This is a genomic window from Comamonas testosteroni (assembly GCF_014076415.1).
Lineage (GTDB): Bacteria > Pseudomonadota > Gammaproteobacteria > Burkholderiales > Burkholderiaceae_C > Comamonas > Comamonas testosteroni_F.
In genome coordinates this window covers 5,677,670-5,692,084 of record NZ_CP043568.1, presented here as the reverse complement: position 1 = coordinate 5,692,084, position 14,415 = coordinate 5,677,670, and the positions used below count along the sequence as shown (strand labels likewise).

General features: G+C 56.7%; 6 protein-coding genes, 2 tRNA genes and 3 rRNA genes. All 11 read left to right on the top strand.

Going from position 1 to position 14,415, the window contains the following annotated elements; genetic code table 11:
- Positions 1-37 precede the first annotated feature (37 nt).
- The gene (gene trkA, locus F0P97_RS26215; protein ID WP_182284943.1) at positions 38-1,498 is read left to right on the top strand and encodes a Trk system potassium transporter TrkA; all 1,461 of its coding nucleotides are present in this window, start codon (positions 38-40) and stop codon (positions 1,496-1,498) included.
- A gap of 9 nt (positions 1,499-1,507) precedes the next feature.
- The gene (locus F0P97_RS26210; protein ID WP_182284942.1) at positions 1,508-2,974 is read left to right on the top strand and encodes a TrkH family potassium uptake protein; all 1,467 of its coding nucleotides are present in this window, start codon (positions 1,508-1,510) and stop codon (positions 2,972-2,974) included.
- Between the two features lie 78 nt (positions 2,975-3,052).
- On the top strand, positions 3,053-4,348 hold the full coding sequence (gshA, locus tag F0P97_RS26205; protein WP_004340452.1) for a glutamate--cysteine ligase: 1,296 nt from the start codon (positions 3,053-3,055) through the stop codon (positions 4,346-4,348).
- A gap of 78 nt (positions 4,349-4,426) precedes the next feature.
- Entirely contained in the window at positions 4,427-6,295 is a 1,869-nt protein-coding gene (locus F0P97_RS26200; RefSeq protein ID WP_182284941.1) for a potassium transporter Kup, read from the top strand.
- 137 nt (positions 6,296-6,432) lie between these two features.
- Positions 6,433-7,611 carry a benzoate/H(+) symporter BenE family transporter gene (locus F0P97_RS26195; RefSeq protein WP_182284940.1) on the top strand — a complete coding sequence of 393 codons (1,179 nt, stop codon included), beginning with the start codon at positions 6,433-6,435 and terminating at the stop codon, positions 7,609-7,611.
- A gap of 73 nt (positions 7,612-7,684) precedes the next feature.
- Positions 7,685-8,632, top strand: coding sequence for a glutathione synthase (gene gshB / locus F0P97_RS26190; protein WP_182284939.1), 948 nt, complete (start codon positions 7,685-7,687; stop codon positions 8,630-8,632).
- 411 nt (positions 8,633-9,043) lie between these two features.
- A 16S ribosomal RNA gene (locus tag F0P97_RS26185) occupies positions 9,044-10,576 on the top strand.
- A gap of 93 nt (positions 10,577-10,669) precedes the next feature.
- Positions 10,670-10,746 (top strand) — tRNA-Ile (locus F0P97_RS26180).
- A 28-nt stretch (positions 10,747-10,774) separates the two neighbouring features.
- Positions 10,775-10,850 (top strand) — tRNA-Ala (locus tag F0P97_RS26175).
- A 408-nt stretch (positions 10,851-11,258) separates the two neighbouring features.
- Positions 11,259-14,136 (top strand): 23S ribosomal RNA (locus F0P97_RS26170).
- Positions 14,137-14,301: 165 nt separating this feature from the next.
- A 5S ribosomal RNA gene (gene rrf / locus F0P97_RS26165) occupies positions 14,302-14,414 on the top strand.
- The 16S, 23S and 5S rRNA genes sit together here with 2 tRNA genes alongside, the layout of an rRNA operon.
- Position 14,415: the final 1 nt, after the last annotated feature.

Here is a 14,415-nt window from a genome sequence, read left to right as displayed (position 1 = left end):
ACTCAATGCCGCAGCTTGGATCCCTTTCCATAACACCATGAAAATCATTATTCTGGGTGCCGGGCGCGTAGGCCAGAGTGTGGCCGAAAGTCTGGTATCCGAGCAAAACGGAATCACCGTCATCGACACGGATGCGCGAGCATTGCGCGAGCTGGAGTCTCGCTTCGACCTGCGCGGCGTGGTCGGCAACGGCATCGATCCCCAGGTGCTGGCTGAAGCGGGCGCCAAGGATACCGACCTGCTGATTGCCTGTGCCTCCATGGACGAAACGAACCTGGTGTGCTGCAAGATTGCCCAGACGGTGTTCGAGATTCCGACCCGCATTGCACGGGTGCGCTCGTCCAGCTTTGCAGTGGACGACCCGGTGCTGGGCAAGGAGGGTTTTGCGGTCGATCGCATCATCTGTCCCGAGGAATCGGTCACCCATTACATCCGCAAGCTCATCGAGTACCCGGAGGCCATGCAGGTGCGTGCCTTTGCGGGCGGTCGGGCCGCACTGGCCTCGGTACGAGCACGCGCCGGTGCGCCTGCCGTGGGCCTGCAGATTGCCCAGGTGCGTGAGCGCATGCCGGAGCTGGCCATGCGCATCGTGGCCATCTATCGACGCTTCATGGATGAACCCGACCGGTTTGTGCGCTGCGACGGGGCTACGCGCATAGAACCCGGCGATGAGGTCTTCATGCTGGCTGCGACCGAGCATGTGTCCGAGGCGCTCAAGGTCATCAACCTGCCGGAAGGTCGCCCGAGCCGGCCGGTGTTCCGCATCATGATTGCGGGCGGCGGTCAGGTCAGCCTGCGACTTGCCAAGAAGCTGGCGCAGACGCCCGGGCGCTTTCACGTCAAGATCATCGAGTCCAATGCCCAGCAATGCCTGGGCCTGTCGTCGGTGCTGCCTGCCGAGGTGCTGGTGCTGGAAGGCGATGCCACCGATGAGGCCTTGCTGGAGGAAGAGGGCATCGAAGAGGTGGATCTGTTCCTGGCGCTGACGGACGATGACGAGGACAACATCATGTCCAGCCTGCTGGCCAAGCGCATGGGCGCGCGCCGCGTTCTGTCGCTGATCAATCGCCGTGCCTATGCCGACCTGATGCACGGCACGCAGATCGATATTGCGCTATCGCCTGCGCAAGCCATGCTGGGCGAGTTCCTGGCCTACGTGCGCCGCGGCGATGTGCAAGCCGTGCACAGCCTGCGCCGCGGCGTTGCCGAGGCACTGGAGATCGTGGCGCGCGGCGACCGCAAAAGCTCGCGTGTGGTGGGGCGTAAGGTGGAAGAGCTGCGCCTGCCCGAGGAAGTTCATATCGGTCTCATCGTTCGCGGTATTCCGGAAGGCAAGACCTGCGAGGAAGTGGCAGGCGCGGCACAGGAGGCCGAGGTCATCATTCCGCGCAGCCATACCGTGATTGAATCCGGCGACCATGTGGTGTTCTTCCTGCCCAACAAGCGACTGGTGCGCAACGTGGAAAACCTGTTCCGCGTCAGTGCCACCTTTTTCTAAGCTGAGCTCATGAAAGACCTGCTCCCTGTCCTGCGTGTGCTGGGCATGCTGATGATCATGTTTGCCGGCGCCATGCTGCTGCCCTTTGGCATCTCCTGGTTCACGCAGGACGGCATCTGGCGCATCTATCCATGGTCGATCGGACTGACGGTCGGCGTGGGCCTGCTGCTGTGGGGGGGGCTGCACCGTCACAAGCAGGATCTGCAAGCGCGTCATGGCGTGATTCTGGTGACCTTGGTCTGGGTGGTGCTGCCGCTATGCGCCATGGTGCCGCTGATGATGGGGCTGAACCGGGTGGGCATCTCCATCAGCCTTACCCATGCCTACTTTGAGGCCGTGTCGGGCCTGACGACAACCGGGGCCACGGTGCTCAGCGGTCTGGACCAACTGCCGGTTTCTATCAACGTCTGGCGCACCTTCCTGCAGTGGATGGGGGGCATGGGGATTCTGATTCTGGCCGTGGCCGTGCTGCCTCTGCTCGGTGTCGGTGGCGCTCAGCTTTTCAGAGCGGAAGCCGCAGGCCCCGTCAAGGACACCAAGCTCACGCCCCGTATTACCGAGACAGCCAAAGGCCTGTGGGGTGTATATGCGCTGTTTTCCATTGGCTGTTTTCTGACCTTCTGGGTCTGTGGCATGCAGCCGCTGGATGCGCTGATGCATATGTTCGCCACGGTGAGTCTGGGTGGACTGTCGTCGCACGATGCCAGCTTCGCCTATTTCAACTCGCCGCTGCTGGAGGCTGCAGCCTTGCTGTTCATGTTGTTGGCCAGTTGCAACTTTGCGCTGTACTTCGTGGCCATGCGCAAGGGGCGCATCGATAGCTTCATGCGCGACCCCGAAATGCGCGCCACGATGGGCGTGCTGGTGGGATCGGGTCTGCTGGTGGCGCTGCTGCTCTGGATCAAGGGTGTCTATGGCCCGCTCGATGCCTTGCGCAACGGCATGTTCCACACCGTCTCGGTAGCCACGACCACGGGCTTTTCCACCACGGACTATCTGTCCTGGCCGGTGTTCATTCCTGTTTTGCTGTTGCTGCTGTCGGGGGTGGCCACCAGTGCGGGATCGACCGGAGGCGGCATCAAGATGGTGCGCATGCTGATTCTGGTCAAGCAGGCCAGGCGTGAGATGACACGTCTGGTGCACCCGCGAGCCGTGCAGCCGGTGCGGCTGGGCGATGCGGTGGTAGATAACCCGATGATTTTTTCGGTGCTGGCCTACATGCTGGTTTACGGTGCCACCGTCATTGTGCTGAGCATGGTGCTGCTGCTGACCGATCTCGACCCTCTGACCGCGTTCTCTGCCGTGCTGGCCAGCGTGCACTGCACGGGGCCGGGGTTGGGCGCGGTTGGCCCATCATCCAACTACACGGTGTTGACGGATTTCCAGATCTGGGTGTGTACTCTGGGCATGCTGTTGGGGCGGCTCGAGATACTGAGTTTCATGGCTTTGCTGTCACCGGCATTCTGGCGTCGTTGAAACAAAGACTGGGGAAAACACCTATCTCATGCTTCAATCTCTACAATTGCCCCCCACCATCGTCTCCTGAGGGTATTTATGGTTCCACATCTCGTCACGGCTTTGACCGGCCCCATTAACGAACTTGAGCAGCGCATTCTTGACTCCATGCCTGCCATTGAGCGTTGGTTCCGCCTGGAATGGATGGAGCACACGCCGCCGTTCTACTGTTCGGTGGATATTCGTAATGCGGGTTTCAAGCTGGCACCGGTGGATACCAACCTGTTTCCAGGCGGCTGGAACAACCTGACCGATGAAATGCTGCCACTGGCTGTGCAGGCTGCGATGGCTGCTATCGAAAAGATATGTCCCGAGGCGCGCAACCTGCTCATCATCCCCGAGAACCACACGCGCAACACCCACTATCTGGCCAGCGTACTGCAGCTCAAGCGCATCTTCAGCATGGCGGGTCTCAATGTGCGTATCGGCTCCATCAGCCCCGAGATCAAGAAGACGCTGTCCATCACGCTGCCGCTGGGCGACGAGATCAAGCTGGAGCCGGTGATCCGCAGCAAGCGCCGTCTGGGCCTCAAGGATTTCGACCCCTGCACCATTTTGCTCAACAACGACCTCTCCACCGGCGTGCCCGGCATCATCGAGGAGCTGTACGAGCAATACCTGCTGCCGCCGCTGCATGCAGGCTGGAATGTGCGCCGCAAGAGCCGTCACTTCCAGAGTTATGAGGAAGTCGGCAAGCGCTTCGGCAAGCTGCTGGGCATCGACCCCTGGCTGATCAACCCCTTGTTCGGCCATGTGGAGAACATCGACTTTGCCGAAGGCACGGGCATGGAGGCCCTGGCCGAGCAGGTGGACGTGATCCTCTCTAAGGTGCGCCGCAAGTACAAGGAATATGGCATCAAGGAAAAGCCGTTTGCCGTGGTCAAGGCCGACAACGGCACTTATGGCATGGGCGTGATGACCGTGCGCGACGCCAAGGAACTGGCTGCGCTGCCGCGCAAGAGTCGCAACAAGATGGGCGTCATCAAGGATGGCCAGACCGTGCATGACGTCATCGTGCAGGAGGGCGTGCTGACCTATGAGCGCATGCACAACGCCGTGGCCGAGCCCGTGGTCTACATGATGGATCGTTACGTGGTGGGAGGTTTCTACCGCATGCACCCCGAACGCGGTGAGGACGAGAACCTCAATGCCCCCGGTGCGGGCTACGTGCCCCTGGCTTTCCAGCAGAGCAACCACCTGCCTCAGGCCAGCGCACGTCCGGGCGCCAGCGCACCCAACCGCTTCTATATGTATGGCGTGATAGCACGTTTGGCCATGTTGGCAGCCAGCTACGAGTTGGAAGCCACTAATCCCGACGCAGAAATCTACGACTGATTTCGCAGGCGCTGAGGACAGCGCACAATGCCGACAATTCATCACTTGGTGACTGCCTTACGAGTCGCTTCCTGAGCCGTGCAAAATTCGAAATCCTCGCTAGGCGCCCTGACCCTGGGCGCGATCGGTGTCGTCTACGGAGACATCGGAACCAGTGTTTTGTACTCGGTCAAGGAGGTTTTCGGCTCAGGCTATGTGCCGTTCACGCCGGACAACGTCTATGGCGTGCTATCGGTACTGTTCTGGACGCTCACGGTCATCGTCTCCCTCAAATACGTGACCCTGGTGCTGCGCGCCGACAACAACGGCGAAGGCGGACTGGTGGCCATGCTGGCCCTGGCCTCGCAGACGGTCAAGGACAAGCCGCGCCTGTCCGGCACGTTGTTTCTGGTGGGTATGTTCGGCACTTCGCTCTTCTATGGCGATGGCGTTATCACTCCGGCGATTTCCGTGCTCTCGGCGGTCGAGGGCCTGGAAGTCATCTCGCCGCATTTCACCAAGGCCGTTATTCCGTTGACGCTGGTGATTCTGTTTCTGCTGTTCTTTGTGCAAAAGCGCGGAACAGCAGGCATAGGCAAATTCTTTGGCCCTGTCACCGTGACCTGGTTTGCCTGTATTGCCCTGCTCGGCGTGCACCAGATCATGGGGCATCCGGAAATCCTGGCCGCGCTCAGCCCGCATTACGCGGTCCGCTTCATCTGGAACAGCCCGGGCATCAGCTTCATCATTCTGGGCTCGGTCGTGCTTTGTGTGACCGGTGCCGAGGCGCTGTATGCCGATCTGGGGCATTTCGGCAAGAAGCCGATCCGCCTGGCCTGGTTCAGCATTGCCATGCCGGCGCTGACATTGAACTACTTTGGTCAGGGCGCCTTGCTGCTGGCCAATCCCGAGGCCGTCAAGAACCCATTTTTCATGATGGCACCCAGTTGGGCGCTGCTGCCGCTGGTCATCATGGCCACCATGGCCACAGTGATCGCCTCGCAGGCGCTGATCACGGGAGCCTTCAGCGTGACGCGTCAGGTCATTCAGCTGGGCTACTTCCCACGTTTTGAAGTACGCCACACCAGTGTGAAGGAGACTGGTCAGATCTATATGCCACTGGTCAACTGGGGCCTGTTTGTGGCGATTGCGCTGGCTGTTCTGCTGTTTCGCAATAGCGGCAATCTGGCGGCGGCCTACGGTATTGCGGTGACGCTGGACATGCTGATCACCACCATGCTGACCTTCTTTGTCATCCGCTATCGCTGGAACTACTCGCTGGCTTTGTGCCTGCTGGCAACGGGCTTCTTCTTCGTGGTGGATCTGGCTTTCTTCGCCTCGAACCTGCTCAAGCTGTTTGAAGGCGGCTGGTTCCCGCTGCTGATCGGCGGCACGGTCTTTACCCTGATGATGACCTGGCGCCGCGGGCGCGAGCTGCTGCATCAGAAGTTGCAGGCGGATGCGCTGGATCTGCGTCAGTTTCTGGAATCCACCTGGCGCCATCCGCCCACGCGCGTGCCCGGTACGGCGGTTTTCCTCTCGGGGGAGCCCGGCACCGTGCCGCATGCGCTTCTCCATAACCTCAAGCACAACAAAGTGCTGCATGAGCGCAATCTCTTTGTGACCGTACGCAACCACGAAGTGCCCTGGGTCGGGATGGACAAGCGGGTGGAGGCGGAGTCGCTAGGGGGCGATTGCTGGGAAGTCATCATTCACTACGGCTTCAAGAACGAGCCCGATGTGCCTGCTGCGCTAGCGCAGCTGCGTACTCAAGGCTGCAAGCTGGACTCCATGTCCACCAGCTATTTCCTGTCGCGTGATGTGATCATTCCGCGCATGAACAACTCGATGGCGCACTGGCGTGAAAAGCTGTTTGCGCAGATGCACAAGAATGCGAGCCGGGTTGCTGATTTCCTGCACCTGCCGAGCAACTCGGTGGTGGAGTTGGGCTCCAAGATCGAGCTGTAAATACTTTGAGTCAAACATGCCTTGGTGATTTATCAGTAAGCACTGATAGCTATTGATTTAGAAGTGATGATGGGCTTCATCATTCACGCTCACGCGGGGTGCATCTTTTTTGGCGGGGCTGGTGCCAGAATGCACGGATGCGCTTTTTCAAAGACTTGAGTCCTGCCGCCGTGGCCGCAGGCTTTGTGGCCGTGCTTGTGGGCTTTACCAGTTCGGTAGCCCTGGTGTTTCAGGCGGCGCAGGCATTTCATGCCTCGCCTGAGCAAATCACTTCATGGATTTGGGCGCTGGGCCTGGGCATGGGTCTGTGTTCGCTGCTCCCGTCGCTGATTCTGCGCATGCCGGTCATGGTTGCATGGTCCACTCCAGGGGCGGCGGTGCTGGCGACCGCCGGGCTGGCGGGTGGTTTCTCCATGGGGGAGGCGATCGGTGCCTTCATCGTCAGTGCGGCCCTCATCATTCTGGTGGGGGTGACTGGCTGGTTCGAGCGCATCATGAACCGCATCCCCATGGAAATTGCGTCGGCCCTGCTGGCCGGCGTTCTGGCCAAGTTCGGCATGCAGGCCTTTTCTGCGGCCGAGACCAATCTGTCGCTGGTACTGGTCATGCTGCTCGCCTATCTGCTTTCGCGGCGTATGGCTCCGCGCTATGCGGTCATCATCACCCTGCTGGCCGGAACCGCCTGGGCGGCGCTGCGCGGGCAGATGCAGTGGTCGGCCGTGCATGGCGGGCTGGCCATGCCGGTCTATACGGCACCCGAGTTCTCGCTGCAGGCTCTCATCAGTCTGACTTTGCCCCTGTTTGTCGTGACCATGGCTTCCCAGAATCTGCCAGGCGTGGCGGTGATTCGTGCCACGGGCTATCCGATACCGGTGTCCAAGGTCATCAGCATGACGGGCGTGGCGACCTTGCTGCTGGCGCCTTTTGGTGGCTATGCCCTCAACCTCAGTGCAATTACGGCGGCGATCTGCATGGGAGATGAGGCGCATGAAGATAGAAACAAGCGCTACACCGCTGCTGCCGTGTGCGGACTGCTATATATATTGATAGCTATCTTTGGTGCAGTCGTCACGGGTCTGCTGACGGCCTTCCCCAAGGAGCTGGTGGCCTGTATCGCCGGACTGGCCTTGCTGGGCTCCATAGGGGGTGGCATGGCTACGGCCTTCAAGGAAGAAAAGCACAGAGAGGCCGCGCTCATCACCTTTCTTGTCACGCTCAGCGGCGTTGTCATCGCAGGGGTGGGCTCCGCCTTCTGGGGGGTGGTTGCGGGCAGCCTTGCCCTCCTTGTCCAGAGCCTGCGAGCCCGCAAGGCCTGAGTATCAGCCGTCATATTGTGGTGTTATGTCCGGCTCGGCATGATGCCTGTATCAACCGCTAGAGTTCTTCACCATGCAAATACTGTTTGTCGCCGATCCGCTGGAATCCTTTGCCATCTACAAGGATTCCACCTTTGCCATGATGCGTGAGGCTCAGCGCCGAGGTCACCAGATCGTGGCCTGCGAGCCCCGCCATATCTCCTGGCAAAGCGGCGGCAAGGTCATGGCGCAGGTGCGCCATATCAGCCTGACCGGGGAGCAAGACCGCTGGTTCGAGGAGACACGAAGCGCTTTGACGGCACTGGCAGACTTTGATGCCATCGTCATGCGCAAGGATCCGCCCTTCGATTCCGAGTTCTTCTACGCCACGCACATGCTCGGTCAGGCCGAGCGTGAGGGCGCCAAGGTCTTCAACAAACCCAGCGCACTGCGCGAGCATCCCGAAAAGCTCGCCATCATGGAGTTTGCGCAGTTCATCTCGCCCACCCTGGTCACGCGCAGCGCCCAGGACATCCGTGCTTTTCATGCAGAGCACAAGGACATCATTCTCAAGCCGCTGGACGGCATGGGCGGCATGGGCATCTTTCGGGTCGGCGAAGACGGCCGCAATCTCGGCAGCATCATCGAAACCCTGAACCAGGGCGGCTCCACCAGTGTCATGGTGCAGAAATTCCTGCCCGACATCGCTCATGGTGACAAGCGGGTGCTCATCATCGGCGGCAAGCCCGTGCCGTTCTGCCTTGCCCGCATTCCGCAGGGCAATGAGGTGCGCGGCAATCTGGCGGCCGGCGGCAAGGGTGTTGCCCAGCCTTTGGCGGAGCAGGACAAGGCCATTGCCGAGTTCATTGGAGAGCGTCTGGTGCAGCGTGGCCTGCTATTGATTGGCCTGGATGTCATCGGTCACAACGTCACCGAAATCAATGTGACCAGCCCCACCTGCTTCCAGGAGATCTTTGATCAGACCGGCTGCGATGTGGCGGCGCTGTTTGTTGATGCACTGGAGCAGGCCTCTAGCACCTGAGAAGCGACAAAGAACCCCGGCAGGCTTTGCCTGCCGGGGTTCTTTGTCTGGATGTCCGTGCGGATGTTGTCTGGCCTGCCAAAATCTGTGTACAATGCAAGGCTTCACTGAGCAAAATGCAAATTTTTTGCTGGTCGACCTGAAAGAAATCAGGCGGCAAAGTTGTGATAGAATTCAAGGCTTCGCTGATCGCAGCAAGCAACGAGATTCAAAATCGGTTCTTCTGATTTTGCACTCGGTTCCTTAAAAAAATACAGCCGATAAGCGTGGGCGTTTGAGGGCAAGCAGCCAGTTCTTCGGAACAAACTCTTCGGAGTTATCAAACGCTCACAAAAACAGTAATGAGGAAGAATTTATTCTTCTTGATTCCGTCAAGTGAGTGAGCAGTCGAAAGACTTTAAATTCAAGATCGAACTATAGAGTTTGATCCTGGCTCAGATTGAACGCTGGCGGCATGCTTTACACATGCAAGTCGAACGGTAACAGGTCTTCGGATGCTGACGAGTGGCGAACGGGTGAGTAATACATCGGAACGTGCCTAGTAGTGGGGGATAACTACTCGAAAGAGTAGCTAATACCGCATGAGATCTACGGATGAAAGCAGGGGACCTTCGGGCCTTGTGCTACTAGAGCGGCTGATGGCAGATTAGGTAGTTGGTGGGGTAAAGGCTTACCAAGCCTGCGATCTGTAGCTGGTCTGAGAGGACGACCAGCCACACTGGGACTGAGACACGGCCCAGACTCCTACGGGAGGCAGCAGTGGGGAATTTTGGACAATGGGCGAAAGCCTGATCCAGCAATGCCGCGTGCAGGATGAAGGCCCTCGGGTTGTAAACTGCTTTTGTACGGAACGAAAAGCCTGGGGCTAATATCCCCGGGTCATGACGGTACCGTAAGAATAAGCACCGGCTAACTACGTGCCAGCAGCCGCGGTAATACGTAGGGTGCAAGCGTTAATCGGAATTACTGGGCGTAAAGCGTGCGCAGGCGGTTTTGTAAGACAGTGGTGAAATCCCCGGGCTCAACCTGGGAACTGCCATTGTGACTGCAAGGCTAGAGTGCGGCAGAGGGGGATGGAATTCCGCGTGTAGCAGTGAAATGCGTAGATATGCGGAGGAACACCGATGGCGAAGGCAATCCCCTGGGCCTGCACTGACGCTCATGCACGAAAGCGTGGGGAGCAAACAGGATTAGATACCCTGGTAGTCCACGCCCTAAACGATGTCAACTGGTTGTTGGGTCTTAACTGACTCAGTAACGAAGCTAACGCGTGAAGTTGACCGCCTGGGGAGTACGGCCGCAAGGTTGAAACTCAAAGGAATTGACGGGGACCCGCACAAGCGGTGGATGATGTGGTTTAATTCGATGCAACGCGAAAAACCTTACCCACCTTTGACATGGCAGGAACTTACCAGAGATGGTTTGGTGCTCGAAAGAGAACCTGCACACAGGTGCTGCATGGCTGTCGTCAGCTCGTGTCGTGAGATGTTGGGTTAAGTCCCGCAACGAGCGCAACCCTTGCCATTAGTTGCTACATTCAGTTGAGCACTCTAATGGGACTGCCGGTGACAAACCGGAGGAAGGTGGGGATGACGTCAAGTCCTCATGGCCCTTATAGGTGGGGCTACACACGTCATACAATGGCTGGTACAAAGGGTTGCCAACCCGCGAGGGGGAGCTAATCCCATAAAGCCAGTCGTAGTCCGGATCGCAGTCTGCAACTCGACTGCGTGAAGTCGGAATCGCTAGTAATCGTGGATCAGAATGTCACGGTGAATACGTTCCCGGGTCTTGTACACACCGCCCGTCACACCATGGGAGCGGGTCTCGCCAGAAGTAGGTAGCCTAACCGCAAGGAGGGCGCTTACCACGGCGGGGTTCGTGACTGGGGTGAAGTCGTAACAAGGTAGCCGTATCGGAAGGTGCGGCTGGATCACCTCCTTTCTGGAAAAATGCTGCTTCAAATTGAACGTCCACACTTATCGGTTGTTGGAACAAGCCAGGTGGCCTGCTGAGTGACGGCGGGCTGCATGGAATGGGTCTGTAGCTCAGCTGGTTAGAGCACTGTGTTGATAACGCAGGGGTCGTTGGTTCGAGCCCAACTAGACCCACCAAGATTCCAATATCTGGTCAGAGGATCCCGGGGGATTAGCTCAGCTGGGAGAGCACCTGCTTTGCAAGCAGGGGGTCGTCGGTTCGATCCCGTCATCCTCCACCAAAAATGATAGCGCTAATGGTGCTATAATCGTTGGCTCAGCAGATGTGAAGCGCCAAGCGGATCGGAAGCAAAAACCAAATTCAATATAAAAGCAGTCTGCGTCAGACTGCTTTTATATTGATCTTTGATCAATAGGCTGTTCTTTAAAAATTCATAGAGTCGAAATCAGCGTTGCTGGTGGAAAGCACAAACCAAGGTTTGTGCACCGTGCCGCCAGCAACATTTTGATTGCGTCAAAACAGATATTTTGCGAATGCAAATGTATCTAGTAATGACGAATATTCTCTAAGCTGTATCGAAAGATGCAGCCAAAGATATTCACATTACGGCATAACGCGTGAGGTGCAAGACCTCACCAGTCTTTGAACACCAGGCTTTGATTCTCGACGAGAGAGTCCAAAGTTATAGGGTCAAGTGACTAAGAGCATATGGTGGATGCCTTGGCGATGATAGGCGACGAAAGACGTGATAGCCTGCGATAAGCTTCGGGGAGCTGGCAAATAAGCTTTGATCCGGAGATTTCTGAATGGGGGAACCCACCTCGCAAGAGGTATCGTGCACTGAATACATAGGTGCACGAAGCGAACCTGGAGAACTGAAACATCTAAGTACCCAGAGGAAAAGACATCAACCGAGATTCCGATAGTAGTGGCGAGCGAATTCGGAAGAGCCTTGCAGTGATAGTCGATCAGTTAACAAAACGGCATGGAAAGGCCGACCATAGTGGGTGATAGTCCCGTATGTGAAAACCGATCGGTGGTACTAGGCTGCAGACAAGTAGGGCGGGGCACGAGAAACCCTGTCTGAATATGGGGGGACCATCCTCCAAGGCTAAATACTCATCATCGACCGATAGTGAACCAGTACCGTGAGGGAAAGGCGAAAAGAACCCCGGGAGGGGAGTGAAATAGATCCTGAAACCGTATGCTTACAAAAAGTCGGAGCCCTTAGGGGTGACGGCGTACCTTTTGTATAATGGGTCAGCGACTTACATTCAGTGGCAAGCTTAACCGAATAGGGGAGGCGAAGAGAAATCGAGTCCGAATAGGGCGACTAGTCGCTGGGTGTAGACCCGAAACCAAGTGATCTATCCATGGCCAGGATGAAGGTGCCGTAACAGGTACTGGAGGTCCGAACCCACTAATGTTGCAAAATTAGGGGATGAGCTGTGGATAGGGGTGAAAGGCTAAACAAACTTGGAAATAGCTGGTTCTCTCCGAAAACTATTTAGGTAGTGCCTCAAGTATTACCGTCGGGGGTAGAGCACTGTTTAGGCTAGGGGGTCATGGCGACTTACCAAACCTATGCAAACTCCGAATACCGACGAGTACAGCTTGGGAGACAGAGCACCGGGTGCTAACGTCCGGACTCAAGAGGGAAACAACCCAGACCGCCAGCTAAGGTCCCTAAAATTGGCTAAGTGGGAAACGAAGTGGGAAGGCTAAAACAGTCAGGATGTTGGCTTAGAAGCAGCCATCATTTAAAGAAAGCGTAATAGCTCACTGATCGAGTCGTCCTGCGCGGAAGATGTAACGGGGCTAAGCCAGTTACCGAAGCTGCGGATTTGCAATTTATTGCAAGTGGTAGGAGAGCGTTCTGTAAGCCTGTGAAGGTGTCTGGTAACGGATGCTGGAGGTATCAGAAGTGCGAATGCTGACATGAGTAGCGTTAAAGGGGGTGAAAAGCCCCCTCGCCGTAAGCGCAAGGTTTCCTACGCAACGTTCATCGGCGTAGGGTGAGTCGGCCCCTAAGGCGAGGCAGAGATGCGTAGCTGATGGGAAACAGGTCAATATTCCTGTACCGATCAATAGTGCGATGTGGGGACGGAGAAGGTTAGCTCAGCCAACTGTTGGATATGTTGGTTCAAGCCTGTAGTCGTGCCTGGTAGGCAAATCCGCCAGGCTTAGATGAGGGGTGATAACGAGTCTGCTTGCAGACGAAGTGAGTGATACCCTGCTTCCAGGAAAAGCCACTAAGCTTCAGCTATTGACGACCGTACCGCAAACCGACACTGGTGCGCGAGATGAGTATTCTAAGGCGCTTGAGAGAACTCAGGAGAAGGAACTCGGCAAATTGACACCGTAACTTCGGGAGAAGGTGTACCCCAAGTAAGTGAAGTTGTACAAACGGAGCTCAAAGGGGTTGCAAAAAATTGGTGGCTGCGACTGTTTAATAAAAACACAGCACTCTGCAAACACGAAAGTGGACGTATAGGGTGTGACGCCTGCCCGGTGCTGGAAGATTAAATGATGGGGTGCAAGCTCTTGATTGAAGTCCCAGTAAACGGCGGCCGTAACTATAACGGTCCTAAGGTAGCGAAATTCCTTGTCGGGTAAGTTCCGACCTGCACGAATGGCGTAACGATGGCCACACTGTCTCCTCCTGAGACTCAGCGAAGTTGAAATGTTTGTGATGATGCAATCTCCCCGCGGAAAGACGGAAAGACCCCATGAACCTTTACTGTAGCTTTGTATTGGACTTTGAACGGATCTGTGTAGGATAGGTGGGAGGCTTTGAAGTGCGGTCGCTAGATCGCATGGAGCCAACGTTGAAATACCACCCTGGTGCGTTTGAGGTTCTAACCTGGATCCATTATCTGGATCGGGGACAGTGCATGGTAGGCAGTTTGACTGGGGCGGTCTCCTCCCAAAGCGTAACGGAGGAGTTCGAAGGTACGCTAGTTACGGTCGGACATCGTGACGATAGTGCAATGGCATAAGCGTGCTTAACTGCGAGACTGACAAGTCGAGCAGATGCGAAAGCAGGACATAGTGATCCGGTGGTTCTGTATGGAAGGGCCATCGCTCAACGGATAAAAGGTACTCTGGGGATAACAGGCTGATACCGCCCAAGAGTTCATATCGACGGCGGTGTTTGGCACCTCGATGTCGGCTCATCTCATCCTGGGGCTGTAGTCGGTCCCAAGGGTATGGCTGTTCGCCATTTAAAGAGGTACGTGAGCTGGGTTTAAAACGTCGTGAGACAGTTTGGTCCCTATCTTCCGTGGGCGCTGCAGATTTGAGGAAGCCTGCTCCTAGTACGAGAGGACCGGAGTGGACACACCTCTGGTGTACCTGTTGTCACGCCAGTGGCATCGCAGGGTAGCTAAGTGTGGAAGAGATAACCGCTGAAAGCATCTAAGCGGGAAACTCGTTTCAAGATGAGATCTGCCGGGGCCTTGAGCCCCCTGAAGGGTCGTTGTAGACCACGACGTTGATAGGCTGGGTGTGGAAGCGCAGCAATGCGTTAAGCTAACCAGTACTAATTGCCCGTGCGGCTTGACCCTATAACTTTGGGTAAGCCTGGAAAAATAAAGACAGAACGCAAGTTCTAGTTATGCCGAAAAAGCGCAATCGAAAAGCTGATTGAAGACTCTATGAATTCGTTGGACTGAGGGTGAGCGAGATTAAGAAGTTAATCGAGGCGCCGTCAATCTGACAAAAAGTTTATGCCTGATGACCATAGCAAGTTGGTACCACTCCTTCCCATCCCGAACAGGACAGTGAAACGACTTAGCGCCGATGATAGTGCGGGTTCCCGTGTGAAAGTAGGTCATCGTCAGGCT